23 protein-coding genes are annotated in these 26,642 nt (G+C 69.3%); 18 read left to right on the top strand and 5 right to left on the bottom strand.

Going from position 1 to position 26,642, the window contains the following annotated elements:
* The first annotated feature begins 119 nt into the window (after window positions 1-119).
* From ACFQ7F_RS16135 to mutM, 9 genes are all read left to right on the top strand, one after another.
* Window positions 120-1,808, top strand: coding sequence for a DAK2 domain-containing protein (locus tag ACFQ7F_RS16135; protein ID WP_383270800.1), 1,689 nt, complete (start codon window positions 120-122; stop codon window positions 1,806-1,808).
* Between the two features lie 81 nt (window positions 1,809-1,889).
* Window positions 1,890-4,118 (top strand): ATP-dependent DNA helicase RecG, encoded by a 2,229-nt coding sequence (recG, locus tag ACFQ7F_RS16130; RefSeq protein ID WP_383270798.1) that lies wholly within the window; start codon window positions 1,890-1,892, stop codon window positions 4,116-4,118.
* An 83-nt stretch (window positions 4,119-4,201) separates the two neighbouring features.
* A complete protein-coding gene (gene rsmD / locus ACFQ7F_RS16125; protein WP_383270796.1) occupies window positions 4,202-4,795 on the top strand; it encodes a 16S rRNA (guanine(966)-N(2))-methyltransferase RsmD in 594 nt (197 codons plus the stop codon).
* Between the two features lie 26 nt (window positions 4,796-4,821).
* Window positions 4,822-5,301 (top strand): pantetheine-phosphate adenylyltransferase, encoded by a 480-nt coding sequence (gene coaD / locus ACFQ7F_RS16120; protein WP_383270817.1) that lies wholly within the window; start codon window positions 4,822-4,824, stop codon window positions 5,299-5,301.
* A gap of 100 nt (window positions 5,302-5,401) precedes the next feature.
* Window positions 5,402-6,478 (top strand): DivIVA domain-containing protein, encoded by a 1,077-nt coding sequence (locus ACFQ7F_RS16115; protein WP_383270794.1) that lies wholly within the window; start codon window positions 5,402-5,404, stop codon window positions 6,476-6,478.
* 170 nt (window positions 6,479-6,648) lie between these two features.
* Window positions 6,649-7,293, top strand: coding sequence for a YceD family protein (locus tag ACFQ7F_RS16110; RefSeq protein ID WP_383270815.1), 645 nt, complete (start codon window positions 6,649-6,651; stop codon window positions 7,291-7,293).
* A gap of 2 nt (window positions 7,294-7,295) precedes the next feature.
* Complete coding sequence (gene rpmF / locus ACFQ7F_RS16105) at window positions 7,296-7,469, top strand: 50S ribosomal protein L32 (protein WP_003965982.1); 174 nt, start codon at window positions 7,296-7,298, stop codon at window positions 7,467-7,469.
* Window positions 7,470-7,476: 7 nt separating this feature from the next.
* Window positions 7,477-8,316, top strand: a complete 840-nt coding sequence (gene rnc, locus ACFQ7F_RS16100) for a ribonuclease III (protein ID WP_383270792.1) — start codon at window positions 7,477-7,479, stop codon at window positions 8,314-8,316.
* 113 nt (window positions 8,317-8,429) lie between these two features.
* Window positions 8,430-9,293 carry a bifunctional DNA-formamidopyrimidine glycosylase/DNA-(apurinic or apyrimidinic site) lyase gene (gene mutM, locus ACFQ7F_RS16095; RefSeq protein ID WP_383270790.1) on the top strand — a complete coding sequence of 288 codons (864 nt, stop codon included), beginning with the start codon at window positions 8,430-8,432 and terminating at the stop codon, window positions 9,291-9,293.
* Here mutM and ACFQ7F_RS16090 read toward each other — a convergent pair.
* Complete coding sequence (locus ACFQ7F_RS16090) at window positions 9,263-9,676, bottom strand: winged helix-turn-helix transcriptional regulator (protein ID WP_383270788.1); 414 nt, start codon at window positions 9,674-9,676, stop codon at window positions 9,263-9,265. The genes mutM and ACFQ7F_RS16090 overlap by 31 nt on opposite strands.
* A 131-nt stretch (window positions 9,677-9,807) precedes the next feature.
* On the opposite strand from ACFQ7F_RS16090, the gene ACFQ7F_RS16085 reads away from it, so the two are divergent.
* Window positions 9,808-10,407: a flavodoxin family protein gene (locus ACFQ7F_RS16085; RefSeq protein WP_383270786.1), complete on the top strand. Its 600-nt coding sequence runs from the start codon at window positions 9,808-9,810 to the stop codon at window positions 10,405-10,407.
* Between the two features lie 36 nt (window positions 10,408-10,443).
* On the opposite strand, the gene ACFQ7F_RS16080 is transcribed toward ACFQ7F_RS16085, so the two are convergent.
* Window positions 10,444-11,382: a CAP domain-containing protein gene (locus ACFQ7F_RS16080; RefSeq protein WP_383270813.1), complete on the bottom strand. Its 939-nt coding sequence runs from the start codon at window positions 11,380-11,382 to the stop codon at window positions 10,444-10,446.
* Between the two features lie 131 nt (window positions 11,383-11,513).
* On the opposite strand from ACFQ7F_RS16080, the gene ACFQ7F_RS16075 reads away from it, so the two are divergent.
* The 4 genes from ACFQ7F_RS16075 to ACFQ7F_RS16060 all read left to right on the top strand — a co-directional run bounded on the left by ACFQ7F_RS16075 (window position 11,514) and on the right by ACFQ7F_RS16060 (window position 17,945).
* Window positions 11,514-11,795 (top strand): acylphosphatase, encoded by a 282-nt coding sequence (locus ACFQ7F_RS16075; RefSeq protein WP_383270784.1) that lies wholly within the window; start codon window positions 11,514-11,516, stop codon window positions 11,793-11,795.
* 382 nt (window positions 11,796-12,177) lie between these two features.
* A complete protein-coding gene (locus ACFQ7F_RS16070) occupies window positions 12,178-12,381 on the top strand; it encodes a hypothetical protein (protein WP_383270783.1) in 204 nt (67 codons plus the stop codon).
* 336 nt (window positions 12,382-12,717) lie between these two features.
* The gene (gene smc, locus ACFQ7F_RS16065; protein ID WP_383270781.1) at window positions 12,718-16,290 is read left to right on the top strand and encodes a chromosome segregation protein SMC; all 3,573 of its coding nucleotides are present in this window, start codon (window positions 12,718-12,720) and stop codon (window positions 16,288-16,290) included.
* A 230-nt stretch (window positions 16,291-16,520) separates the two neighbouring features.
* Window positions 16,521-17,945 (top strand): sugar porter family MFS transporter, encoded by a 1,425-nt coding sequence (locus ACFQ7F_RS16060; protein ID WP_383270780.1) that lies wholly within the window; start codon window positions 16,521-16,523, stop codon window positions 17,943-17,945.
* Window positions 17,946-17,989: 44 nt separating this feature from the next.
* Here ACFQ7F_RS16060 and ACFQ7F_RS16055 read toward each other — a convergent pair whose 3' ends face one another.
* Together ACFQ7F_RS16055 and ACFQ7F_RS16050 are read right to left on the bottom strand one after the other, a co-directional pair.
* Window positions 17,990-18,970 carry an LLM class flavin-dependent oxidoreductase gene (locus ACFQ7F_RS16055; RefSeq protein WP_383270778.1) on the bottom strand — a complete coding sequence of 327 codons (981 nt, stop codon included), beginning with the start codon at window positions 18,968-18,970 and terminating at the stop codon, window positions 17,990-17,992.
* A gap of 123 nt (window positions 18,971-19,093) precedes the next feature.
* Entirely contained in the window at window positions 19,094-20,551 is a 1,458-nt protein-coding gene (locus tag ACFQ7F_RS16050) for a purine-cytosine permease family protein (RefSeq protein ID WP_383270776.1), read from the bottom strand.
* A gap of 211 nt (window positions 20,552-20,762) precedes the next feature.
* Between ACFQ7F_RS16050 and ftsY the strand changes: the two genes are divergently transcribed.
* A complete protein-coding gene (gene ftsY / locus ACFQ7F_RS16045; protein ID WP_383270774.1) occupies window positions 20,763-21,971 on the top strand; it encodes a signal recognition particle-docking protein FtsY in 1,209 nt (402 codons plus the stop codon).
* 107 nt (window positions 21,972-22,078) lie between these two features.
* Here the strand turns inward: ftsY and ACFQ7F_RS16040 are convergent, their stop codons facing one another.
* Window positions 22,079-22,741, bottom strand: a complete 663-nt coding sequence (locus ACFQ7F_RS16040; RefSeq protein WP_383270772.1) for a bifunctional DNA primase/polymerase — start codon at window positions 22,739-22,741, stop codon at window positions 22,079-22,081.
* A 422-nt stretch (window positions 22,742-23,163) separates the two neighbouring features.
* Between ACFQ7F_RS16040 and ACFQ7F_RS16035 the strand changes: the two genes are divergently transcribed.
* The 3 genes from ACFQ7F_RS16035 (at window position 23,164) to ACFQ7F_RS16025 (ending at window position 26,642) form a co-directional block, all read left to right on the top strand.
* The gene (locus tag ACFQ7F_RS16035) at window positions 23,164-24,639 is read left to right on the top strand and encodes a hypothetical protein (protein WP_383270770.1); all 1,476 of its coding nucleotides are present in this window, start codon (window positions 23,164-23,166) and stop codon (window positions 24,637-24,639) included.
* A 300-nt stretch (window positions 24,640-24,939) separates the two neighbouring features.
* On the top strand, window positions 24,940-26,307 hold the full coding sequence (locus tag ACFQ7F_RS16030; RefSeq protein ID WP_383270769.1) for an ammonium transporter: 1,368 nt from the start codon (window positions 24,940-24,942) through the stop codon (window positions 26,305-26,307).
* Window positions 26,304-26,642 (top strand): P-II family nitrogen regulator, encoded by a 339-nt coding sequence (locus ACFQ7F_RS16025; protein WP_249587501.1) that lies wholly within the window; start codon window positions 26,304-26,306, stop codon window positions 26,640-26,642. The genes ACFQ7F_RS16030 and ACFQ7F_RS16025 overlap by 4 nt, the downstream gene beginning before the upstream one ends.

The raw sequence follows: 26,642 nt of genomic DNA, 5'->3' as shown, positions 1-26,642 counted from the left end.
GGTATCGGGCAACCGGAGCAGCATACAACGACTGCTTCGGTAGAACGAAACTACCATGTCTCGCCCCGGCCCCGCCCCGGGTCCTTCGCCCTTCCCGGTCTACGCTGCGTCCATTCCGGATGCCCTTAGGAGGCGAGCAGGTGCCGCAGAACCTCGACGCCGTCGCGGTGCGCACCTGGTGCGGCCTCGCTCTGGACGCCCTGGGAAGGGCCCGCGAGGAGATCGACGCGATCAACGTCTACCCGGTCGCGGACGGAGACACCGGAACCAACCTCTATCTGACCGTGGAATCGGCGTCCCAGGCCGTCGACGCGGCCTTCACGGGCCTTGAACCCGCCCGCCCCTCGCTTGCCGAGGCCGTGCGGGCGATGGCGCACGGTGCGCTGATCGGAGCCAGAGGCAACTCGGGCACGATCCTGTCGCAGCTGCTGCGGGGGACGGCGCAGGTGCTCGGCGCCGACCGTGACACTGATCACGCCGACGGCCGTGCGCTCGCGCTCGCGCTGCGGCGGGCCGCCGAGTCGGCGTACCAAGCGGTCGCGCACCCCGTGGAGGGCACGGTCCTCACGGTGGCCGCCGCCGCTGCCGACGCGGCCTGCGATGCCGATGGTGACGGCGACTGCGGGGTGGTGGCGCGGGCCGCCTACGACAGCGCGTGCCGAGCCCTCGACGCGACGCCGGAGCAGCTCGCTGTGCTCGGCCGTGCGGGAGTGGTGGACGCCGGAGGGCGCGGTCTCGTGGCGGTGCTCGGGGCGCTGGTGGGGGCACTGTCGGGAGAGACGGTGCGCCTGAGAGCTGCCTCCCCTCACCTGAAGACGGCCGCTTCGGGCGGCCACGCGCGCGTGGAGCCCATCGAGTGCCAGGACACCTCACCTGACGGCGCGGCCCCCGCCTTCGAAGTGATCTATCTCCTGGAGGCCGACGACACGGCCGTCGCACGGCTGCGGACACGCCTTGACGGGCTCGGCGACTCGCTCGTCGTCGTCGGCGGTGACGGGCTGTGGAACGTCCACGTCCATGTCGACGACGCGGGGGCCGCAGTCGAGGCGGGCGTCGAGGCGGGGCGGCCCCACCGCATCCGCATCACCCACTTCGGAGTGGGCGACGCGCATACCGCGGGCAGCGAGCAACCGCCCCGGGAACGTACGCAGCGCGGGATCGTCGCCGTCGTACCGGGGGAGGGCCTTGCCGGTCTCTACGCCGAGGCCGGGGCGACCACGGTGCCCACGCGCCCCGGGGAGCCGCCCGCGAGCGGCGAGCTCGTCGACGCCATCCGGCGCGCCCACGCGCGCGAGGTGGTGCTCCTGCCGAACGACGCCGAGTTGCGCCACACCGCTGCCGCCGCCGCGGAGCAGGCCCGCACCGAAGGGGTGCGCGTCGCCCTCATCCCCACCCGGTCCGCGGTCCAGGGCATCGCGGCGCTCGCCGTGCACGAGCCGGACCGCCGCTTCGACGAGGACGTCGTCGCGATGACCTCGGCGGCCGGCGCGACCCGGTACGCCGAACTGGCCGTCGCCGAGCGGCAGTCGTGGACCATGGCGGGCATCTGCCAGGCCGGTGACGTCCTCGGCCTGATCGACGGCGATGTCGCGGTGATCGGCGACGACACCACACGCACCGCGCGGTCCGTCCTCGACCGGATGCTGGCCGCGGGCGGCGAGATGGTCACGCTGGTGCTCGGCGAGGATGTGCCGGACAGTTTCGGCGACGAGCTGGAGAAGCATGTGCGCGAGGCGCACTTGGCGGTCGACACGGTCGTCTACCGCGGCGGACGCCAGTCGGCCCTGCTCCTGATCGGCGTGGAGTAGTCGATGTCGATCGACCTCCACGGCAGCCCTGACCAGCGGATTTCTTAGACGTACGCTGAATTGTCAGTGGCGTGGTGTGCAATGGATCTCGTGCCCGCGCTCGAAGAACCCCTGAAGAAAGTGGTCGGTCCCGCCACCGCGAAGGTGATGGCCGAACACCTCGACCTGCACACGGTCGGCGACCTGCTGCACCACTATCCGCGCAAGTACGCGGAGCGGGGCGAGCTCACCCGCCTCGCCGACCTGCCCCTCGACGAGCACGTCACGGTGGTCGCCCAGGTCGCGACGGCGCGCATCCTGACGTTCAACGGCGGCAGGGGCCAGCGCCTCGAAGTGACGATCACCGACGGCAGCGGCCAGCTCCAGCTGGTCTTCTTCGGCCGTGGCATCCACAAGCCGCACAAGGACCTGCTGCCCGGGACGCGCGCGATGTTCGCGGGCAAGGCGTCCGTCTTCAACCGCAAGATGCAGCTCGCGCACCCCGCGTACGAACTGCTCAAGGGCGACCCCGACAACCCTGACGGCGCCGAAGATGCCGTGGGCTCCTGGGCAGGCGCCCTCATCCCGATCTATCCGGCCACCGCCAAGCTGGAGTCCTGGAAGATCGCCAAGTCCGTCGACGCGGTGCTGCCCAGCGCCCAGGAGGCCGTCGACCCGCTGCCGCCGAGCCTGCGCGACGGCCGGGACCTGATCCCGCTCCCCGAAGCGCTCCTGAAGATCCACCGGCCGCACACCAAGGCGGACATCGAATCCGCCCGCGACCGCCTGAAGTGGGACGAGGCCTTCGTCCTGCAGGTGGCCCTGGCCCGCCGGAGGTACGCGGACGCGCAACTCCCCGCGATCGCCCGCCGCCCCCGCGAGGGCGGCCTGCTCGACGCGTTCGACGCCAAGCTGCCCTTCACCCTCACCGAAGGCCAGGAGAAGGTCACCAAAGAGATCTTCGACGACCTGGCCACCGAGCACCCGATGCACCGCCTCCTCCAGGGAGAAGTCGGTTCCGGGAAGACGATGGTCGCCCTGCGCGCCATGCTCGCCGTCGTGGACGCGGGCGGGCAGGCGGCGATGCTCGCGCCCACCGAGGTCCTCGCCCAGCAGCATCACCGCTCGATCACCGAGATGATGGGCGAGCTCGCCGAGGGCGGCATGCTCGGCGGCTCGGACCAGGCCACCAAGGTCACGCTGCTCACCGGTTCCATGGGCATGGCGGGGCGCAGGCAGGCCCTGCTCGACCTGGTCACCGGCGAGGCCGGGATCGTCATCGGCACGCACGCGCTGATCGAGGACAAGGTCCAGTTCCACGACCTGGGCCTGGTAGTCGTCGACGAACAGCACCGCTTCGGGGTCGAGCAGCGCGACGCCCTGCGCGGCAAGGGCAAGCAGCCCCCGCACCTCCTCGTCATGACGGCCACACCCATTCCCCGCACGGTCGCGATGACGGTCTTCGGCGACCTGGAGACCTCGGTCCTCGACCAGCTCCCCGCAGGCCGTTCGCCGATCGCCACCCATGTCGTACCGGCCGAGGACAAGCCCCACTTCCTGGCGCGCGCGTGGGAGCGCGTGCGCGAAGAGGTCGAGAACGGCCACCAGGCGTACGTGGTGTGCCCCCGCATCGGCGACGATGTCGACGAGGCCGCCGACCCGAAGAAGGCCAAGAAGAAGGCCGAGGCGGCCGAGGAACAAGCCACCGCCGAGAAGCGGCCGCCGCTCGCCGTCGTCGAGGTCGCCGAGCAGCTCTCCCGCGGCCCGCTGAGCGGCCTCAAGGTGGAGATCCTGCACGGCCGCATGCAGCCCGACGACAAGGACGCGGTGATGCGCCGCTTCGCCGCGGGCGAGACCCAGGTCCTGGTCGCGACGACGGTCATCGAGGTCGGCGTGAACGTCCCGAACGCCACCGCCATGGTGATCATGGACGCGGACCGCTTCGGCGTATCACAGCTGCACCAGCTGCGCGGCCGCGTCGGCCGTGGCTCGGCCCCCGGCCTCTGCCTCCTGGTCACCGAGATGCCCGAGGCGAGCCCCGCCCGCGCCCGTCTGGGAGCCGTCGCCGCCACGCTCGACGGCTTCGAGCTCTCCCGGATCGACCTGGAGCAGCGGCGCGAGGGCGACGTACTGGGCCAGGCGCAGTCCGGTGTCCGCTCCAGCCTGCGCATGCTCGCGGTCATCGAGGACGAGGAGATCATCGCCGAGGCCCGCGAGGAGGCCGTCGCGGTCGTGTCCGGCGACCCTGACCTGGAGCACCTGCCCGAGCTGCGCACGGCCCTTGACGCCCTCCTGGACGACGAGCGCGAGCAGTATTTGGACAAGGGCTGAGACAAGGGCTGACAGGCGGTGGGGACACAGGGGCTGAGAGACTGAGACCGGATCTTCCCGTACGTACACCGACAAGGACTCAGATGACCCGCGTGATCGCCGGTGTGGCCGGCGGACGTCTCCTCGCCGTCCCGCCGGGAACCGGCACACGGCCCACGTCCGACCGCGCACGCGAGGGCCTGTTCTCCACCTGGCAGGCCCTGCAGGGCACGCTGGACGAGGCGCGCGTCCTCGACCTGTACGCCGGGTCCGGGGCCATCGGCCTCGAAGCGCTCTCGCGCGGCGCGAGCCACGCCCTGCTCGTCGAGACCGACGCCCGCGCGGTGCGCACGATCAGGGAGAACGTGAAGGCCATCGGCCTGCCCGGCGCCGAGGTCAGGGCGGGCAAAGCCACCCAGATCATCCAGGGCGGCGCCCCCACGACCCCGTACGACCTGGTCTTCCTCGACCCTCCGTACGTCGTCACCGATGACGATCTTCGCGAGATCCTGCTCACACTCCGTGCGGAGGGCTGGCTCACCGGCGATGCGCTCGTCACCGTTGAGCGCAGTACCAGGGGCGGAGAATTCGATTGGCCCGACGGCTTCGACGCACTGAGGTCCCGTCGGTACGGCGAAGCCACGTTTTGGTACGGTCGCGCCGCCTCTACGTGCGACGACTCAGTGATCGCGCCATGACCGGACCGGAGAGCGAGGGACTTCAGTTGCGCCGCGCCGTCTGTCCGGGGTCATTCGACCCCATCACCAATGGACACCTCGACATCATCGCCCGCGCCTCCAGGCTGTACGACGTGGTGCATGTCGCGGTGATGATCAATCAGTCGAAGAAGGGCCTGTTCTCCGTCGACGAGCGGATAGAGCTGATCCGCGAGGTCACCGCCGACTTCGGGAACGTCGAGGTCGAGTCCTTCCACGGCCTTCTCGTCGACTTCTGCAAGCAGCGCGACATTCCGGCCATCGTGAAGGGCCTGCGCGCGGTCAGCGATTTCGACTACGAGCTGCAGATGGCCCAGATGAACAACGGCCTCTCGGGTGTCGAAACCCTCTTCGTGCCGACCAACCCCACCTACAGCTTCCTCTCCTCCTCGCTGGTCAAGGAGGTCGCAGCCTGGGGCGGCGACGTCGCCCACCTGCTGCCGCCGGTGGTCCATGAGGCGCTGACGGAGCGCATCGGCAAGAAATGACGCGTACTGACGGCCCGTCACCCGGTGTCGGACGGCAGCCGACTGGCCTTACAGTCGTGCCGTCCGTCTCCAACCAGCTGTAGAGAGTGGCGAGCACACGGTGGACGTGCAGAAGAAGATCGACGAGATCGTCTCGGCGATCGGCAGCGCCCGGTCGATGCCCATGTCGGCCTCGTGCGTGGTCAACCGCGCCGATCTGCTGTCGATGCTCGAAGAGGTGCGCGAGGCGCTGCCCGGCTCCCTCGCCCAGGCGCAGGAGCTCATCGGCGGCCGCGAGCAGCTGGTCGAGCAGGCCCGCCAGGAGGCGGACCGGATCATCGAGACCGCGCACGCCGAGCGCGGTTCGCTGATCTCCGACACGGAGGTCGCCCGCAACTCCCAGGGCGAGGCCGAGCGCATCCTCGCCGAGGCCCGGCAGGCCGCCGACGAGGTCCGTGTCGAGGCCGACGACTACGTGGACAGCAAGCTCGCGAACTTCGAGGTCGTCCTCACCAAGACCCTCGGCTCGGTCGGCCGCGGCCGCGAGAAGCTCCTGGGCACCGGTCCCGGCCTCGACGAACAGGGTTACGAGGACGAGGACGCCCCGCAGCGCAGCCACGACCCCGAGACGCTGCGCCGGGACGCGGACGCGTACGTCGACTCCAAGCTCGGCGCCTTCGAGGCGGTCCTGGCCAAGACCCTGGAGGCGGTCGGCCGCGGCCGTCAGACCCTGCACGGCCGTGCGCCCGCCGACGACCTCGCGGGCCTCGCCGAGGGCCTCGGCTCCCAGGCGCACACCACGGACGCCGAGTACCTCGCGGGTCTCACCGACCCCACGGCGCCCCAAGCTCCCGCGGCCCCCGCACCCGTCGCCCCGCAGCCGCCCCAGGCGGCCCCGCAGATCCCCGTGCAGCAGCCGTACGCCCCGCCCCAGCAGGAGCCCGACCCGTACGGGTACCAGCAGCAGGACCAGTACGCCTACCAGCAGCAGTACGCCCAGCAGGACCCGTACGGCTACCAGCAGCAGGATCCGTACGGCTACCCGCAGCAGGGGTACGACCAGATGCAACAGCAGGGGTACGGGGATCCGCAGCAGCAGCACCAGCAGCAGGCCCCCGGCGTGCTCGACGAGACCAGCCTCTTCGACACCGGCATGATCACGGCGGAGCAGCTGCGCCAGTACGAACAGGGCCGCTAGAGCCTGCGCGGAGGCCGGTCCGGGACCGGATTGGGCCGAGAGCGAATGGTCCAGTATCCTGGCTCTTCGGTCGCGCGTACGTCCGCGATCCAGGCTGCCCGGCTAGTGAGCGAAGCTCACGACGGGGGCGGCCCTCCTTGAACTTCCAGGATTCGAAAGCAGGAACAGCCCTGAGCACTCACCTTGACCACCGAAACCCTCTCGTGTTCGACACACACGAGCTGGGTCGGCGTCCTGGTGCGCTGCAGCGGCTGACCCGTTCCGTCGAGGCCCCCGGTTCTCCGGGTGTCTTCGGCATCGAAGGGGTCATCGGAGTGCCCGCGGGCGCCCCGGTCGAGCTGGAGATCCGCCTTGAGTCGGTCATGGAAGGGGTGCTTGTCACAGGCACCGCCCGTGCGTCGGCCGAGGGGGAGTGCGTAAGGTGTCTGGAGCCGCTGAAGCTTGAGGTGGAAGCGGATTTCCAGGAGATGTTCTCGTACCCTGACGCCGACGACCGGGGCCGCACCGCGGAACCGGCCGACGACGCCGAGGATGACGAGGACAGGCTCTATCTCGAGGACGGCTTGTTCGACCTCGAATCTGTGCTGCGTGACGCGGTAGTGCTCGCACTGCCGATGCAGCCGGTGTGCCGGGACGACTGTCCGGGCCTGTGTTCCCAGTGCGGAGCACGGCTCGCGGACGACCCGGAGCATCACCACGACGTCGCCGACATTCGTTGGGCGGCACTGCAGGGACTCGCCGGGACCATCCAGGACGGCGAGAAGGACGACGTGAGCGGCGCCGAAGCCGGCGTCGACGAGAAGCAGGAGAAGTAGCCGTGGCTGTTCCGAAGCGGAAGATGTCGCGCAGCAACACGCGCCACCGCCGGTCGCAGTGGAAGGCTGCGGTCCCCACTCTGGTTTCGTGTGAGCGTTGCCAGGAGCCGAAGCTGCAGCACATCGCGTGCCCGAGCTGCGGCACGTACAACAAGCGCCAGGTCCTCGAGGTCTGAGCGGCTGGTGAGAGGCACCGTGTCTAGCCACAAAACGGCGGATGACGCCAAGAAGCAGGCGGAAAACACGGCCTCGTCCCACACGCTTTTGGAAGGGCGGCTCGGGTACAAACTCGAGTCCGCCCTTCTGGTGCGTTCACTGACCCACCGTTCGTACGCGTACGAGAACGGCGGTCTGCCGACGAATGAACGGCTCGAGTTCCTCGGGGACTCGGTGCTCGGACTCGTCGTCACGGACACGCTCTATCGCACCCACCCCGACCTGCCCGAAGGCCAGCTGGCCAAATTGCGGGCCGCGGTGGTCAATTCGCGTGCGCTGGCGGAGGTCAGTCGAGGCCTCGAACTCGGCTCCTTCATCCGGCTCGGCCGGGGCGAAGAGGGCACGGGTGGCCGGGACAAGGCATCCATCCTCGCCGACACCCTTGAAGCGGTGATCGGCGCGGTCTATCTGGACCAGGGTCTGGACGCGGCGGGCGAGCTGGTACACCGGCTCTTCGACCCGCTGATCGAGAAGTCCTCGAACCTGGGCGCGGGCCTGGACTGGAAAACCAGCCTCCAGGAGCTCACCGCGACCGAGAGCCTCGGTGTTCCCGAGTACCTCGTCACGGAGAGCGGCCCGGACCACGAGAAGACCTTTACTGCTGCCGCCCGCGTCGGAGGCGTCTCGTACGGCACCGGCACCGGCCGCAGCAAGAAGGAAGCGGAGCAGCAGGCCGCGGAGTCCGCTTGGCGCGAGATTCGTGCTGCCGCGGATGAGCGGATCGCGGCGGCGGAAGTCGCCGCCGGTGCTGCTGGCGCTACCACTGCTGTGGAGGTTGACGGGGGCACTGACGCCCCGTCCGTCTGACAGTTGATTTACTGGCTGGTGCCGGTCGCCTTTTGGGCGGTCGGCACCAGCCTTTTTGCCGCTTCGCTGCATTTTTTCCTGCCCACCCACCCGATTGCCCGGAGTAGAGACCCATGCCTGAGCTGCCCGAGGTCGAAGTCGTCCGGCGTGGTCTTGAGCGGTGGGTGGCTCATCGCACCGTCACCGATGTCGAGGTCCTGCATCCGCGCTCCGTGCGGCGGCACATCGCGGGCGGTGAGGACTTCGGGCACCGCCTCAAGGGGCACCGGGTCGGTACGGCGATGCGGCGCGGGAAGTATCTCTGGCTGCCCGTCGAGGACAGTGGCACCTCGATCCTCGCTCATCTCGGCATGAGCGGGCAGCTGCTCGTGCAGCCCCAAGAGGCCCCCGACGAGAAGCACTTGCGGGTCCGGGTCCGGTTCGCCGACGAGCTCGGCACCGAGCTGCGCTTCGTCGACCAGCGCACCTTCGGCGGGCTCTCGCTGCACGAGAACACTCCGGACGGGCTGCCGGACGTCATCGCGCACATCGCGCGTGACCCGCTCGACGAGAAGTTCGACGACGCGGCTTTCCACGCCGCGCTGCGCCGCCGTCGTACGACGGTCAAGCGCGCCCTGCTCGACCAGTCGTTGATCAGCGGCGTCGGCAACATCTACGCGGACGAGGCCCTTTGGCGGGCGAAGCTGCACTACGAGCGGCCCACCGCCACGTTCACGCGCCCGCGCACGGCTGAACTCCTGGGCCACGTGAGGGACGTGATGAACGCGGCCCTCGCCGTCGGCGGCACGAGTTTCGACAGTCTGTACGTGAACGTGAACGGCGAGTCCGGGTACTTCGAGCGGTCGCTCGACGCCTATGGACGTGAGGACGAGCCGTGCCGCCGCTGCGGTACGGCGATGCGCCGGCGTCCCTGGATGAACCGCTCCAGCTACTTCTGCCCGCGCTGTCAGCGGCCCCCGGTCGCGGCGCTGTCGTAGCGCTCGCGCGCTTCGAGCACGCCGTCCATCCTGCCCTCCACGAAGTGGATGAGATTCATCAGGCGGTCGGCGATCTCCCGTCCCAGCGGGGTGAGTTGATACTCCACGCGCGGCGGATTGGTGGGCTGCGCCTCGCGGTGCACCAGGCCGTCGCGCTCCAGGGCGTGCAGGGTCTGGGACAGCATCTTCTCGCTCACGCCGTCGACCCGGCGGCGCAGTTCGTTGAACCGGAACGTGCCGTCGTACAGCGCGCCCAGAGTGAGCGCGCCCCAGCGTCCGGTGACGTGCTCCAGGGTGCCGCGGGAGGGGCACTGCTTGGAGAACACGTCGTACGCCAAGTCCTGTGCGGCCATGTCCCGGCCGACTTCGGTACACGAATCCATACGGAAAGCATACTCCTGCGCAGCGCTAGCTTGCGGGTTGCGCTAACTGAAAGTTAGTGCTTTCCTTCAGTCACCGCTCGGCGTCCGTCCGGCCGGTCCTGCCGAGTCCTGCCTCATGAGGAGCACCCACCATGACAAGCCCTGTCGTCGCGATCGCCTATCACTCGGGCTACGGCCACACCGCCGTCGTCGCCGAAGCGGTCCGCGCCGGTGCCGCCGAAGCGGGCGCCACCGTGCACCTGATCAAGGTCGACGAGATCACCGAAGCGCAGTGGGAGCTGCTCGACGCCGCGGACGCCATCGTCTTCGGTTCGCCCACCTACATGGGTACCGCGTCCGGCGCCTTCCACGTCTTCGCGGAGGCCTCGTCGAAGCGCTGGTTCGCCAAGGCGTGGCACGACAAGCTGGCCGCCGGATTCACCAACTCCGGTTCCAAGAGCGGCGACAAGCTGCACACCCTGCAGTTCTTCCAGACGCTCGCGGCGCAGCACGCGATGCACTGGGTGAGCCTCGGTCTGACCCCGGGCTGGAACTCCACGCAGGGTTCCGAGCACGACCTCAACCGTCTTGGCTTCTTCTCGGGAGCCGCCGCGCAGACCAACGCCGACGAGGGTCCCGAAGGAGTGCACAAGGCGGACATCGCCACGGCCGAGCACCTCGGCCGCAGGGTCACGGAGACCGCTCGGGTGTTCGTGACGGGCCGCGCGGCTGTGGCGACTGTCGCGGCCTGATACCCCCGTATACCCCCACGTACCCCCGCGGGCTTCCTAGAAGCCGAAGTCCTGCGTCCACCAAGGGCCGCCCGGCGCGAAGTGCGCACCGACGCCCAGGGTCTTGTAGTCACAGTTGAGGATGTTGGCCCGGTGCCCCTCGCTGTTCATCCAGGCGTCCATCACGGACTGGGCGTTGGCCTGGCCGCGGGCGATGTTCTCGCCGCCCAGATCCGATATCCCGGCCTTCTCGGCGCGGTCCCACGGGGTCGCGCCGTCCGGGTCCGTGTGGTCGAAGAAGTCCCGCTCGGCCATGTCCTGGCTGAACGCTCCGGCGAGCGAGGCCAGTGAAGCGTCCGCGCGCACGGGGGAGCAGCCCACCTTGGCCCGCTCTTCGTTGACCAGGGTGAGCACCGCGGCCTCGGCGGCGTTCTCGGCGGACGGCGACTTCGAGGGGGCCGACGGAGCCTTCGGCTTCTCGGAGGGGGTGCGCGAGGGGCTCGGGGGTGTCGTCTTCTTCTTCTCGTCGGCCTCGGGCGCGGGCGCCTTGGACGACGGCTTCTTCGACGGCTCGGCCGAAGGCTTCTTGGTGGCGGTGGACTGCGAGGGGGACGGGTCCGGGGCCTCGGGGCGCTCGGAGCCGCGGCTCGGCGGGGCCGTCTCGCGGTCGGCGGTGCCGTTCTCGCCGCCCTGCGGCGCCACCTCGGTGGGGGACCCCGCGGAGCGGACCTTGTTCGAGTCGCCGCCACCGCCCAGGGAGAAGTTGTCGGCGCCGGGGACCAGGCCGGACGCGACCGCCACGGCGCCCATCGCGACGGCTGCCGACACACCGAGCAGGCCGGTGCGCACGGGTGTGGCGCGGCCCCTGCGACGGTGTGACACGGTGGCGGGGCGGGGCTCCGGGACGCCGGCGTGCTCGCCCGCGTGTCTGTCGGAGACCCCAGTGGCGCGGCCGGTGGCGGCTGCCCCTGCGCCGGAGCGTCGGTGGCGTCCCATCTCCTGGCCTTCCTCGTCCTGGCGGTCAAAGTGGCTCACCCATACGAGTGAGGCTCATCGAGTCGGGACTGTACGCGATGGCGCATGGGGACGAAGTGCTCCGAGAGCAATTGGCCGGTTAGCGTGCACCCATGAACGAAGAAGTCAGACTCACGGCCTGGGTGCGTGGCCAGGTGCAAGGCGTGGGTTTCCGCTGGTTCACGCGGGCCAAGGCTCTGGAGATCGGGGGCCTGAGTGGTTTTGCTCTCAATCTGGAGGACGGCCGGGTGCAAGTCGTCGCCGAGGGCGCCCGCGCGGGCGCCCAGGGACTGCTCGACTGGCTCCGCGAGGGCGACACACCCGGCCGCGTCGACGGCGTCACTGAGATCTGGGACACTCCGCGCGGCATCTACGACACGTTCGCGATTCGCTGACGAAGAGCTGTCCGGAGTACCGGTGCGGGTGCGGTCACGGCAACTGCCCGAGGCAGGAAACGCCTGGTGGTTGCCAAGAACCGCCCGTCGTGGCAGGCTCCCGGGTGAAGGATGATCGACACGCCCCCAGGGCCCCGCAGCAGAGGCAGCGCCGCCGTTCGTACGGCCGCAGGCCCCCGGGTTGTCCGCCAATACGGGGCGTGATCGTGTTGACCGTCAAACTTTTTGGTGAGACTCTGAAAGCCCCGCGCACCTTAGCTGTTTGGCATGTGAGAACGGCAGCAAGACCCAGCAAGAACAACGAGTGCCAAGCACCGCGGGTGCGAATCCCTCACGACCCACACCGCTTCGGTCGGTCACTCATTGTGGAGGACCATCCATCATGGCAAAGGCGCTTCTCGGTTACGTCGGCGGCTCTGACCCGCGACTTCTCGCCGAGATGCGACGGCTCCAGCAGCGTGTCCAGGACCTGGAATCTGAGCTCGTAAAGATCCAGGCCGAGAACGACGCGCTTGCGGTCGCCGCTTCTCACGAATCGCTCCTCGAGGGCATCGACGTACCCCAGGCGGAGCCTGCGCTCACCTGACCACTGCCATCACCGAGTAAAGGCGCTGCACCCGCAGGACCTGCGTAACGATCATTCACTGCGTAACGATCATTCAGTGTCAGGTTCTGCGCGCCGTGTGAGCTGCCTCTTCACGCACGTGGTCGGGCTGACCAAGTCAGCCGCTTGTCCATATCTGCAAGGGACGCTTCGGCGTCCCTTCTCTCTTGTCTCTCTTGCCGCCGCGTTCGGCGCTTCCTTTACCGTCTGATGTGCCCTGCATCTTCCTGGGTGAAACGGAGAAGGGGGAGGTGCGGCGCGCAGCGCCCCGTTGGAAGGGCGGTGGTGGGCGACGGGTGGGCGGTAGAGTGCGTCCGCGTGCACCTCAAGGCCATGACACTGCGCGGTTTCAAATCCTTCGCGTCCGCCACGACGCTGAAGTTCGAACCGGGCATCACCTGCGTCGTCGGACCGAACGGCTCCGGCAAGTCCAATGTCGTGGACGCGCTGTCCTGGGTCATGGGCGAGCAAGGTGCGAAGTCGCTGCGCGGCGGCAAGATGGAAGACGTCATCTTCGCCGGCACCACCGGGCGCCCGCCGCTCGGCCGCGCCGAGGTCTCCCTCACCATCGACAACTCCGACGGCGCTCTGCCCATCGAGTACGCCGAAGTCACCATCACGCGGATCATGTTCCGCAACGGCGGCAGCGAGTACCAGATCAACGGCGACACCTGCCGCCTGCTCGACATCCAGGAACTGCTCTCCGACTCCGGCATCGGGCGCGAGATGCACGTCATCGTCGGGCAGGGCCAGCTCGACGGCGTACTGCACGCCGACCCCATGGGGCGCCGTGCCTTCATCGAGGAGGCCGCGGGCGTCCTCAAGCACCGCAAGCGCAAAGAGAAGGCGCTGCGCAAGCTCGACGCGATGCAGGCCAACCTCGCGCGCGTACAGGATCTGACCGACGAACTGCGGCGCCAGCTCAAACCCCTCGGTCGGCAGGCCGCCGTCGCGCGCCGGGCCGCCGTGATCCAGGCCGATCTGCGCGACACCCGCCTGAGGCTGCTCGCCGACGATCTCGTACGCCTGCGGGGCGCGCTGCAGACCGAGGTCGCCGACGAAGCCGCGCTCAAGCAGCGCAAGGACAGTGCCGAGGCCGAGCTGAAGAAGGCGCTCCAGCGGGAGAACGAGCTCGAGGACGAGGTGCGGCGCCTCACGCCACGGCTCCAGCGGGCGCAGCAGACGTGGTACGAGCTTTCGCAGCTGGCCGAGCGGGTGCGCGGAACGGTGTCCCTCGCCGACGCCCGGGTCAAGAGTGCGACCGCCGCGCCCCCCGAGGAGCGGCGCGGCCGTGACCCCGAGGACATGGAGCGCGAGGCCGCGCGGATCCGCGAGCAGGAGGCGGAGCTGGAAGCCGCCCTTGAAGCGGCCGAACACGCGCTTGAGGACACCGTCGGCCACCGTGCCGATCTCGAGCGGGAGTTGGCGGTCGAGGAGCGCCGCCTCAAGGACGCGGCGCGGGCCATCGCCGACCGGCGTGAGGGGCTCGCGAGGCTGAACGGCCAGGTCAACGCGGCACGTTCGCGGGCGGGATCCGCGCAGGCCGAGATCGACCGGCTCGCCGTGGCGCGTGACGAGGCGGGGGAGCGGGCGGTCACCGCCCAGGAGGAGTACGAGCAGCTGAAGGCCGAGGTCGAAGGACTCGACGCCGGTGACGCGGAGCTCGGCGAGCGGCACGAAGAGGCGAAGCGTTTCCTCGCGGAGGCCGACGGCGCACTGACCGCGGCACGAGAGGCGGCCACCGCGGCCGAGCGCAAGCGGGCCGCCGTCTCCGCACGTCACGAGGCGCTCGCGCTCGGCCTGCGGCGCAAGGACGGAACGGGTGCGCTGCTCGCCGCCAAGGACGGCCTGACGGGGCTGCTCGGTCCGGCGGCCGAGCTGCTCTCGATCGCTCCGGGGTACGAGGTGGCGATCGCGGCGGCGTTCGGCGCGGCGGCGGACGCGATCGCGATGTCCACTCCGGCATCGGCGGCGGAGGCCATCCGGCTGCTGCGCAAGCAGGACGCGGGCCGGGCCGCGCTGCTGCTCGCGGGGGCGCCGGAGGGAACGGGCGGTGCCTCAGGTGACGTAAGGCCGGAGGGTTCCGACGGGCCGCCTCTGGTGGCCGAACTGGTGCGCGGGCCAGAGGAGTTGATGCCCTCGGTGCGCCGGTTGCTGCGGGGGATGGTCGCCGTCGGCACGCTTGAGGACGCCGAGGACTTCGTCTATGCCCACCCGGAGCTCACCGCCGTCACCGCCGAAGGTGACCTGCTCGGGGCGCACTTCGCGCAGGGCGGGTCCGCGGGGGCGCCGAGCCTTCTCGAAGTACAGGCCTCCGTGGACGAGGCGGCTGCCGAGCTGGAACAACTCGCCGAGCAGTGCGACGAGTTGGCGCGCACGCAGCAGGAGGCGGGTGAGCGGTGCAAGGAGGCCGCCGCGCTTGTCGAAGAGCTGGGGGAGCGCAGGCGAGCCGCCGACCGGGAGAAGTCGTCCGTGGCCCAGCAGCTCGGCGCCCTCGCCGGACAGGCGCGTGGCGCGGTGGGTGAGGCCGAGCGCAGTGCGGCCGCCGCGGCCAAGGCGCAGGAGGCGCTCGACAAGGCGGTCGAGGACGCCGAAGAGCTGGCCGAGCGTCTTGCCGTGGCGGAGGAGGCTCCGGTCGATGAGGAGCCCGACGCCGCCGCGCGGGACCGGCTCGCCGCCGACGGGGCCAATGCCCGGCAGACCGAGATGGAGGCCAGGCTCCAGGTGCGTACGCACGAGGAGCGGGTCAAGGGTCTCGCGGGACGTGCCGACTCGCTCGACCGGGGCGCCCGCGCCGAACGCGAGGCACGGGCGCGTGCCGAGCAGCGCAAGGCCCGGATGCGGCACGAAGCGGCGGTCGCCGAAGCCGTCGCCCGTGGTGCGCGGCAGCTGCTCGCGCACGTCGAGGTCTCTCTCGTACGGGCCCAGGAGGAACGTGCCGCCGCCGAGCGCGCCAAGGAGGTGCGGGAGCGCGATCTCACCGCTGAGCGGAGCCAGGGGCGCGACCTCAAGGCTGAGCTCGACAAATTGACGGATTCAGTTCACCGCGGCGAGGTACTCGGTGCCGAGAAGCGGCTGCGGATCGAGCAGCTGGAGTCCAAGGCACTGGAGGAACTCGGTGTGGAACCGGCAGGCCTCGTCTCCGACTACGGCCCCGACCAGCTCGTGCCGCCATCGCCCGCGGCCGAGGGCGAGGAGCTCCCCGAAGACCCGGAGCACCCGCGCAACAGGCCCGTGCCGTACGTACGCGGTGAGCAGGAGAAGCGGCTGAGGTCAGCCGAACGGGCGTACCAGCAGCTCGGGAAAGTGAACCCGCTGGCCCTTGAGGAGTTCGCCGCTCTGGAGGAACGCCATAAGTTCCTGAGCGAGCAGCTCGAGGACCTGAAGAAGACGCGGGCCGATCTCCTGCAAGTCGTGAAGGAGGTCGACGAGCGCGTCGAGCAGGTCTTCACCGAGGCCTATCGGGACACAGCCCGTGAGTTCGAGGGCGTCTTCTCGCGGCTCTTCCCCGGCGGCGAGGGGCGGCTCATCCTGACCGACCCCGACAACATGCTCACCACGGGCGTCGACGTCGAGGCGCGCCCACCGGGCAAGAAGGTCAAGCGGCTCTCGCTGCTCTCCGGCGGTGAGCGGTCCCTCACGGCCGTCGCGCTGCTCGTTTCGATCTTCAAGGCACGGCCGAGTCCCTTCTATGTGATGGACGAGGTCGAGGCCGCGCTCGACGACACCAACCTGCAGCGGCTCATCCGCATCATGGAGGAGCTGCAGGAGGCCTCGCAGCTCATCGTGATCACGCACCAGAAGCGGACGATGGAGGTCGCGGACGCGCTGTACGGCGTGTCCATGCAGGGCGATGGCGTCTCCAAGGTGATTAGCCAGCGGCTTCGATAGCCCTTACCGGCGGCCTTCACCGGTCCGTCTCATTAACTTCAAGACTTGAACGAAGCGAGCCTCATGCATGCCTGAAGTTCACAAGAACCCAGGTATTGACTTCGAAACTTGAAGGCATAGTCTCTGCAACGTTGCTTTTACCTTCAGGTGGTGGGCGGCGCGAAGTTGTGCGCCACTTGAAGTGCTCACCCCCACCCCCGGCGATGTTGCCGGTGGCCCGAGGAGTCCATGTGACCAGCACAACGAAGGCGCCGCAGCCCGGAGGCAGAGAGGCCCACCCGGACCATCTCGGCCATGTCATCTTCATTACGGCCGCCGCCGCGATGGGTGGCTTCCTCTTCGGCTACGACAGTTCGGTGATCAATGGCGCCACCGTCGCCATCCAGCACCGCTTCGACGTAGACGCGAACATGCTCGGCTGGATCATCGCCACCGCACTGCTCGGCTGTGCCGTCGGTGCCGCGATCGCCGGGCGCATCGCCGACCGCATCGGCCGCATCCGCTGCATGCAGATCGCCGCCCTCCTCTTCGCCGCGAGTGCCGTGGGCTCCGCCCTGCCGTTCGCGGCATGGGACCTGACGATGTGGCGCTTCATCGGCGGCATCGGCATCGGCATGGCCTCCGTCATCGGCCCGGCCTACATCGCCGAGGTGGCACCGCCCGCGTACCGGGGCCGCCTCGCCTCGTTCCAGCAGGCCGCGATCGTCACCGGCATCGCCGTCTCCCAGCTGGTCAACTGGGGCATCCTGAACATGGCCGACGGCGACCAGCGCGGCAAGCTCCTCGGCCTCGAGGCCTGGCAGCTGATGCTCGGCGTCATGGTCATCCCGGCCCTCATCTACGGCCTGCTCTCCTTCGCCATCCCCGAGTCGCCGCGCTTCCTGATCTCGGTCGGCCGCAACGTCGAGGCGAAGAAGGTGCTCGGCGAGGTCGAGGGCACCGAGATCGACCTGGACGGACGCGTCGCCGAGATCGAGCACGGCATGCGCAGCGAGCACAAGTCCTCGTTCAAGGACCTGCTCGGCAAGGTCGGCTTCCTGCCGATCGTCTGGATCGGCATCGGCCTCTCGGTGTTCCAGCAGCTCGTCGGCATCAACGTGATCTTCTACTACTCGAACCAGCTGTGGCAGTCGATCGGCAAGGACCCGAGCAGCTCGTTCCTGTACTCGTTCGAGACGTCGATCGTGAACATCATCGGCACCGTCATCGCGATGATCTTCGTCGACCGCATCGGCCGCAAGCCCCTTGCCATCATCGGCTCCGCAGGCATGGCGCTCGCACTCTTCACCTGCGCCTGGGCGTTCTCGTACCGCACCGGCACCGGCGACAACGTCTCGCTGCCGAACGCGCAGGGCCTGACCGCGATCATCGCCGCCAACGCCTTCGTGCTCTTCTTCGCCCTCTCCTGGGGCGTGGTGGTCTGGGTCCTGCTCGGCGAGATCTTCCCGAACCGGCTGCGTGCGGCGGCCCTCGGTGTCGCCGCGTCGGCCCAGTGGCTCGCCAACTTCGCGATCACCAAGACGTTCCCGAGCATGTCCGAGTGGAGCCTGACCGGCTCGTACATCATCTACGGCGCCTTCGCCGTGCTTTCGATCCCCTTCGTCATGAAGTTCGTCAAGGAGACGAAGGGCAAGACCCTGGAGGAGATGGGCTAGTCCCCGCTGCCCCTCCTCTGAGGAAGCTGCCCCGGTTCAAGGACCTATTCCTTGAGCCGGGGCAGTACGTTTTCGCAGAAGTGATGCAGGCTGCGCCATCCCTCGTCGACCGGCATCCCTCCCGAGAGCGGGTGCAGTACGAGATTGGCGGCGCCGCCCTGTACGTACGCCACGCACTCGTCGGGCGTGAGGACGCGGTAGACGCCCTCGGCGCGCAGCTCCTCGACCGTCGTGGCGGCGGACTTCACCGCCGAGCGGATGTCCTTGGACTGCCAGGAGGCATAGGTGCGGGCCTCGTGCAGGAAGCGTTCGCCGTGTTCGGCCCAAGTGCGGTCCGGGTCGTCCGCGATGTGCAGGAGCGGGGTCTCGGCCGCGGGCATCATGGTCCAGCCCTCGGTGCCGTACTCGGTGAGGCGTTCGTTGTAGTACGCCTCGAGGTCCGGCAGATGGGCGCTGGGGAAGAACGGCAGGCCGAGCCGGGCCGCGCGGCGGGCCGCCGCCTGGGACGAACCGCCGACCAGGAGCAGCGGGTGCGGCCGGGTGAACGGTCGCGGGGTGACGCGCACGGTGCGGCCGCGGAACTCGAAGGGCTCGCCGGTCCACGCCATCAGGAGCGTTTCGAGCAGCTCGTCCTGGAGCTTGCCGCGCCGCTTCCACTCGACGCCGAACGCCTCGTACTCGGCGGGCCGGTAGCCGATCCCCGCCACCGTCACCAGACGGCCGCCGCTGAGCAGATCGAGTACGGCGATGTCCTCGGCGAGCCGGAGCGGATCGTGCAGCGGGCCGATGATCGCGGAGACCGTCACCGCGATGCGCCGTGTCGCGCCGAACACCGCGCCCGCGAAAGTGAAGGGCGAGGGCAGCCAGTTGTTCTCGACGCCGTGGTGCTCCTCGGTCTGCACGGTGGAGATGCCCCGGTCATCCGCGTAGGCGGCCATCTCCAGGGCGGCCTTGTAGCGATCGCTCAGCGAGGTGGGCGTGGCATCCGGATCGACGAGGTTGAAACGTACGACTGTGACGGGCATGGAAAACGTCCCCCTTCACCGTGGGCGGGCGAAGAGGGACGTTAGATGACGTCGTGTCAGATGGCCAGTGTGTGGGGGGAGTTGTTCCGGATCAGACCGGGTCCGAAGCGGACCGGGACTGGATCAGGCCGAGACCAGCTCCGTCTCGCCCTTGCCCTTGTCTTCGCCCTCGGGAGTCTCGACGGCAGGGTCCCTCGGCAGTACCGCGTACAGCACGGCCGCTACGACGATCGTGGCGAGCCAGCCCAGACCGTTGCGGCCGATCCAGGACGAGGCGAGCGGGCCGCTGAACCAGTCGACCTTCGTGAAGAGCAGACCGATCACCAGGGCGATCGCCCACGCGGTCATGGCCTGCCAGGCGAAGCCCGCCCTGTACCAGTAGGCGCTGGTGCGCTTGGTGTCCATCAGCGCATCGGCGTCGTACGTCTTCCTGCTCAGCATGTCGATGCCGAAGACGCCGATCCAGGCGGAGAACGCGACCGCGAGCAGGGTCAGGAAGGAGACGAACGAGCTGATGAAGCTGGTGGCCACGTTCATCAGGAGGTAGCCGAAGATCAGGCTGATGACGGCGTTGATGCTCACGGCCCAGGTGCGCGGGACCTTGATGCCGAGCGTCATCGCGGTGAAGCCCGCGGAGTACATCGACATCGAGTTGATCAGGAGCATGCCGATCAGGGCCATGAGGAGGTACGGCACGGCGATCCATGTCGGCAGGAGCTGGCCGACGAAGGAGACCGGGTCCGAGGCGTTCGACAGGCTCGGCACGCTGACCGCCATGACCGCGCCCATCAGGACCATCGGTACGACGACGATCCCGGCGCCGCCGACCGCGTTGCCCACCAGGGCCTTGCTGGAGGCCTTGCGCGGGAGGTAGCGCGTGAAGTCCGGGCCCGTCGGGACCCAGCTGATGCCGCCCGCGGCGATCGTGCCGATGCCCGCGATCATCGCGGCGGTGGAGCCCGCGGACCGCGAGAAGACGTCCGACCAGGGGGTGTTGGCCACCAGGTAGACAAGGACGAGGACGCTGAACGCGCCGAAGAGGTACGTCGCCCAGGTGTTGCAGATGTGCAGCACCTTGCGGCCGAGGCCGCTGATGAGGAACGTACAGGCGACGAAGGCGACCAGCGTCACGACGGTGAGCCACGTACTGGACTTCACGCCGAAGCAGATGTCCAGGACGGTGATGATCGCGTACGCGCCCGTCACCGCGTTGATCGTCTCCCAGCCCCAGCGGGCGACCCAGATCAGAGCGCCGGGGAAGAGGTTGCCGCGCTGGCCGAAGACGGCACGCGAGAGCGTCATGCCGGGGGATCCGCCGCGCTTGCCCGCGATCGAGATCAGACCGACCAGGCCGTAGCTGAGAAGGGGCGATACGAGGGCGACGACCAGGGCCTGCCAGAAGTTGAGGCCGTTGGTCACGATGAGGCCGGCGCCCATGGTGAGCAGCAGGACGCTGATGTTGGCCGCCACCCAGGTGGGGAACAGCTCGCGGGTCCGGCCCGTGCGCTCGGAGTCGGGGACGGGCTCGAGGCCGCGTGTCTCCAGGGCGCCTTCGGTTTCGGCGGTGGCGGTGGTGCTCATGGGGTGGGGTCCGTGCCTCTCGCTCGGATCGCAACGCCGCGATCCGTCCGTGATCCGTCCGTGTGGGGGTGATCGGGTTGGACTCTACGCGCGTTGATACGGAGAGCTCCATCGTACTTTAGTCCGAGTAGTGCCCTCTATTAGCTTATGTTCTTTGGAGGAAGTTACAGCTTGGGCCCGTGTTGCCCCCATGGCTGATACTGGGTGAGTTATGGAAATCGTCATCCTTGCTGTAGTCATCGCCGTGGTCGTGATCGGCGCGCTCGGCGGGCTCGTGATCGGCAGCCGCAAGAAGAAGCAGCTGCCGCCGCAGGCCCCGTCGTCCACGCCCACCATCACCGCCCCTCCGGCCGAGCCGCATGTCGGCGACGAGGCCGAGACGCCGCGCGACGAACCGCGCCGCACTATCGAGGAGGTGGAACTCCCGCTCGCCGAGCCGTCGGCGTCGGCCCCCGTGGTCGTCGAAGAGCCGGCCGCACCGGAGATCGAGACCCCGGAGCCCACGGCAGGTCGCCTGGTCCGTCTGCGCTCGCGGCTCTCCCGCTCGCAGAACGCACTCGGCAAGGGGCTGCTCACGCTCCTCTCCCGCGAGCACCTGGACGAGGACACGTGGGAGGAGATCGAGGACACGCTCCTCACCGCCGACGTCGGCGTGGCCCCCACTCAGGAACTGGTCGAGCGCCTTCGCGAGCGCGTCCGCGTGCTCGGCACCCGTACCCCGGACGACCTGCGCACCCTGCTGCGCGAGGAACTCCTCACGCTCCTCGGCCCGGAGCTCGACCGCACGGTCAAGACCGAGTCGGGCCTGGAGACGCCCGGCATCGTGATGGTCGTCGGCGTGAACGGCACCGGCAAGACCACCACCACCGGCAAGCTCGCGCGCGTCCTCGTCGCCGACGGACGCTCGGTGGTCCTCGGTGCGGCCGACACGTTCCGCGCCGCCGCAGCCGACCAGCTGCAGACCTGGGGCGAGCGCGTCGGCGCGCGCACGGTGCGCGGCCCCGAGGGCGGCGACCCGGCGTCGATCGCCTTCGACGCGGTCAAGGAAGGCATCGCGGAGGGCGCCGACGTCGTCCTCATCGACACCGCGGGCCGGCTGCACACCAAGACCGGCCTCATGGACGAGCTCGGCAAGGTCAAGCGCGTCGTCGAGAAGCACGCGCCGCTTGACGAGGTGCTGCTCGTCCTGGACGCGACGACCGGACAGAACGGCCTGGTGCAGGCGCGGGTCTTCGCCGAGGTCGTCGACATCACCGGCATCGTCCTGACGAAGCTGGACGGCACCGCCAAGGGCGGAATCGTTGTTGCCGTTCAGCGGGAGCTGGGTGTGCCGGTGAAGCTGGTGGGTCTTGGCGAGGGGGCGGATGATCTGGCGCCGTTCGAGCCCGAGGCGTTCGTCGACGCGTTGATCGGGGAGTAGGTACTCCGCCCGGTCCGCCCGGTCCGCGTCTGCCGCGTACGAAAGAAATGCCCCACCCCGGGGTGCAGCCGGGGTGGGGCATTTCCGTGTGCGGGCGGTGCCGGTGCCTACGCGGGTGAGCGGTGTGCCACGTACGCCAGGGTCCCGAGAACCAGCCGCGCCTGCGGCGGATGCGTCGCCGAGTCCAGGTCCGGGGCGCGGAGCCAGCGGACCGGGCCGAGGCCCCCGCGGTCGGACGGCGGGGCCGTGATGTGGGTGCCGGGTCCCAGGCCGTGCAGGTCGATGCCGGTGTCGTCCCAGCCCATGCGGTAGAGCAGCTGGGGGAGTTCGGCGGCGGCGCCGGGGGCGACGAAGAAGTGCGCGCGGCCCTCCGGAGTGGCCGCCACCGGGCCGAGCGGCAGGCCCATGCGCTCCAGGCGGACCAGCGCCCTGCGTCCTGCCGCCTCTGCCACCTCGATCACGTCGAAGGCGCGCCCCACGGGCAGCAGCACGGCGGCGCCGGGGAACTGCGCCCAGGCCTCCGTCACTTCGTCGAGTGTCGCCCCGGCGGGGACCTCCGGAGCGAACTCCAGGGGGTGGGCGCCGGGGGCCGCGCAGGCGGCCACGCCGCAGGAGCAGCGGCCCTCCAGGGCGCGTGCGCCGGGAACCGCGGCCCATCCCCACAGTCCGGTGTACTCGGCCACCGCGGTGCAGTCCGAGGTGCGACCGCGCCGACGTGAACCGGTGCGGAGCTTTTCGTTTCCCCGGATGCCGCCGATCGTGAAGCCCATGCCCCCTCCAACGGGTCGAGCGCGGTGTGGTTACGTGACGGAATCGGATCGTTACCCTGTGCTCTTGTGCGGGCGCCCGGGGGCTCAAAGGGGGTGCGCTCGGTAATGTGCGCCCCTAAGTGCTCCCTTCCGCCCACCTTCGGACGTCCACTGTCAAGTGAATCGCTTGTGGTGCGGCGGGAGTTCATTCGAAGGGGTGGCGAATGGTGGCGTTTCCGCGATCGCCCTCGCCGGAGGGGTGATCGTAGGATTACTTTCAGTGCACGGACCCTAAGTGTTGTGCAATCGTGGGTATGCCGGAGGCAACTCGGTCCCCTGTTCGACGGGTGACGCCCTCCGGGCGGAGAGCCGCAACGCGCGGCATTCTGGTAAGGCTTGGCATGAGACCGCGCGTAAGTGTCTTGAGGGATGGGGGCGTTCTAGTGGGCGGCAACGGCGAAAGTGGTGCGAACGCTGATAAGCGCCCCAACGAACTGCTCAACTCCTGGTTCGTGCGCAGCGGCTGGTCGAAGGGCGAGCTGGCGCGCCAAGTGAACCGCAGGGCGCGGCAGTTGGGTGCGCACCACATCTCCACGGACACCTCGCGGGTGCGGCGCTGGCTGGACGGCGAGAACCCGCGCGAGCCCATCCCGCGCATCCTCTCCGAGCTGTTCTCCGAGCGGTTCGGCTGCGTCGTCGCGGTCGAGGACCTCGGCCTTCGCGCCGCGCACCAGGCGCCCTCCGTCTCGGGCGTCGACCTGCCCTGGACCGGACCCCAGACCGTCGCGCTCATCAGTGAGTTCTCGCGCAGCGACCTGATGCTGGCCCGGCGCGGCTTCCTCGGCACCTCGCTCGCGCTCTCCGCGGGCACCGCCCTCATCGAACCCATGCAGCGCTGGCTGGTCCCGGGGCCGACGACACCGGCCGGCGACCCCGAGCCGGCCGCGCCGTCCCGCAGGCCGGGACGGCTCTCCAAACCGGAGCTGGACCTCCTGGAGTCCACGACCGTGATGTTCCGGCAGTGGGACGCGCAGTGTGGTGGCGGGCTGCGGCGCAAAGCGGTCGTCGGCCAGCTGCACGAGGTGACGGACCTGCTGCAGGAGCCCCAGCCCGATGCCACGTCCAAGCGGCTCTTCAAGGTCGCGGGCGAACTGGCCGAGCTGGCCGGCTGGATGAGCTATGACGTCGGGCTTCAGCCCACCGCCCAGAAGTACTTCGTGCTCGCTTTGCACGCAGCGAAGGAAGCGGGCGAGAAGCCGCTCGGTTCGTACATCCTCTCCAGCATGAGCCGCCAGATGATCCACCTCGGACGGCCCGACGACGCGCTCGAACTCATCCACCTCGCGCAGTACGGCAGCCGAGACTGCGCCAGCCCGCGCACCCAGGCCATGCTGTATGCGATGGAGGCCCGCGCCTACGCCAGCATGGGCCAGCCCGGCAAGTGCAAACGAGCCGTGCGCATGGCCGAGGACACCTTCGCCGACGCTGCCGACTGCGACGAGCCCGAGCCCGACTGGATCCGCTTCTTCTCCGAGGCCGAGCTGAACGGCGAGAACGCCCACTCGTTCCGTGACCTCGCCTATGTCGCGGGCCGCAGCCCCACGTACGCCTCGCTCGCCGAGCCCGTCATGGAGCGCGCCGTCCACCTCTTCGGCAAGGACTCCGAGCACCAGCGTTCGTACGCACTGAACCTCATCGGGATGGCCACGGTCCATCTGCTCCAGCGCGAGCCCGAGCAGAGCACGATCCTGGCGGGCCAGGCCCTCACCATTGCCAAGAAGGTCCGCTCCGAGCGGGTCAACACCCGGCTGCGCAAAACCGTGGACACCGCCGTGCGGGAATTCGGCGACACCGCGGAGGTCGTGCAGCTCACCGACCAGCTGGCCGTCGACATGCCGGAAACCGCGGAGGCGGTCTGACAGCGCCCCACCAAGACTCCGGCCGTGGCCGGTCCATCCCGAACTGCCCGACTAGGCTCCCCCACGCCAGGTCAACCGGATGGCCGCCGCGGCCGGTTCTCGTGCTGTGCGCAGGGTATGAAATCGCGCCCCGCCTGACCCGGCAGTTCATGGACGCGTAACACGTACGACCTCTTCGTCACTGCGGCGAAACACCGAGGGGCGCCCCCGGAAACGGCGCTGCGCCAATCTCGTGGCGCATAACGGCCCACAGCCTCTGCCCCGCCCGCACGGGCCGCATACGACGACGAGGAGACGCCGATGCCCCCAGGCATCACGATCGCCGCAGACGCCCCGCAGCTGTCTGCCGCCAACACCGGGTTCATGCTCATCTGTTCCGCCCTGGTGATGCTCATGACGCCGGGACTCGCCTTCTTCTACGGAGGCATGGTCCGCGTCAAGAGCACCCTGAACATGCTGATGATGAGCTTCATCAGTCTGGGGATCGTCACCATCCTCTGGGTGCTGTACGGCTTCTCCATCGCGTTCGGCACCGACCACGGCAGCCTCTTCGGCTGGTCGTCCGACTACGTCGGCCTGAGCGGCATAGGCCTCACCGAGCTCTGGGACGGCTACACCATCCCGGTCTATGTCTTCGCGGTCTTCCAGCTGATGTTCGCGATCATCACGCCCGCGCTGATCAGCGGTGCGCTCGCCGACCGCGTGAAGTTCACCGCCTGGGCGCTGTTCGTCGCGCTCTGGGCCACGGTCGTCTACTTCCCCGTCGCGCACTGGGTGTGGGGCACGGGCGGCTGGGCCTTCGAGCTCGGCGTCATCGACTTCGCCGGTGGTACGGCCGTGCACATCAACGCCGGTGCCGCCGCGCTCGGCGTGATCCTGGTCATCGGCAAGCGCGTCGGCTTCAAGAAGGACCCGATGCGGCCGCACAGCCTGCCGCTCGTCATGCTCGGCGCCGCACTCCTGTGGTTCGGCTGGTTCGGCTTCAACGCCGGATCGTGGCTGGGCAACGACGACGGCGTCGGCGCGATGATGTTCCTGAACACGCAGGTCGCCACCGCAGCGGCCATGCTGGCCTGGCTCGCCTACGAGAAGATCCGGCACGGCGCGTTCACCACGCTCGGCGCCGCCTCTGGTGCCGTCGCCGGTCTCGTCGCCATCACCCCGTCCGGCGGCTCCGTCTCGCCGCTCGGTGCGATCGCCGTCGGCGCCATCGCCGGTCTGCTGTGCGCCATGGCCGTCGGCCTCAAGTTCAAGTTCGGCTACGACGACTCCCTCGACGTCGTCGGCGTCCACCTCGTCGGCGGTGTCGTCGGCTCGCTGCTCGTCGGCTTCTTCGCCACCGGCGGCGTCCAGTCCGACGCCAAGGGCCTCTTCTACGGCGGCGGCCTCGACCAGCTCGGCAAGCAGGCCGCCGGTGTCGGCGCGGTCCTCGCCTACTCCCTCATCGCCTCCGCGATCCTCGCCCTCCTGGTCGACAAGACCATCGGGATGCGGGTCAGCGAGGACGAGGAGGTCGGCGGCATCGACCAGGTGCAGCACGCCGAGACCGCGTACGACTACAGCGGAGCGGGCGGTGGCACCGCGCCCCGCACCGCCGCCGCGCCGAGCCCGCAGGACCAGGACGCCGGTAAGGCTGCGACCGGCAAGAACAAGAGGGTGGACGCATGAAGCTCATCACCGCGGTCGTCAAGCCGCACCGGCTCGACGAGATCAAGGAGGCCCTCCAGGCCTTCGGCGTCCAGGGCCTCACCGTCACCGAGGCCAGCGGCTACGGCCGGCAGCGCGGCCACACCGAGGTCTACCGTGGCGCGGAGTACACCGTCGATCTCGTACCGAAGATCCGGATCGAGGTCCTGGTCGAGGACGACGACGCCGAACAGCTCGTGGATGTCGTGGTGAAGGCCGCCCGAACCGGCAAGATCGGGGACGGCAAGGTCTGGAGCGTTCCGGTCGAGACGGCGGTGCGGGTGCGGACCGGCGAACGCGGCCCCGATGCGCTCTGA

This window comes from Streptomyces sp. NPDC056486 (assembly GCF_042795295.1).
Lineage (GTDB): Bacteria > Actinomycetota > Actinomycetes > Streptomycetales > Streptomycetaceae > Streptomyces.
The sequence above is the reverse complement of the archived record's forward strand: the minus strand, read 5'-3'. Positions and strand labels throughout refer to the sequence as shown.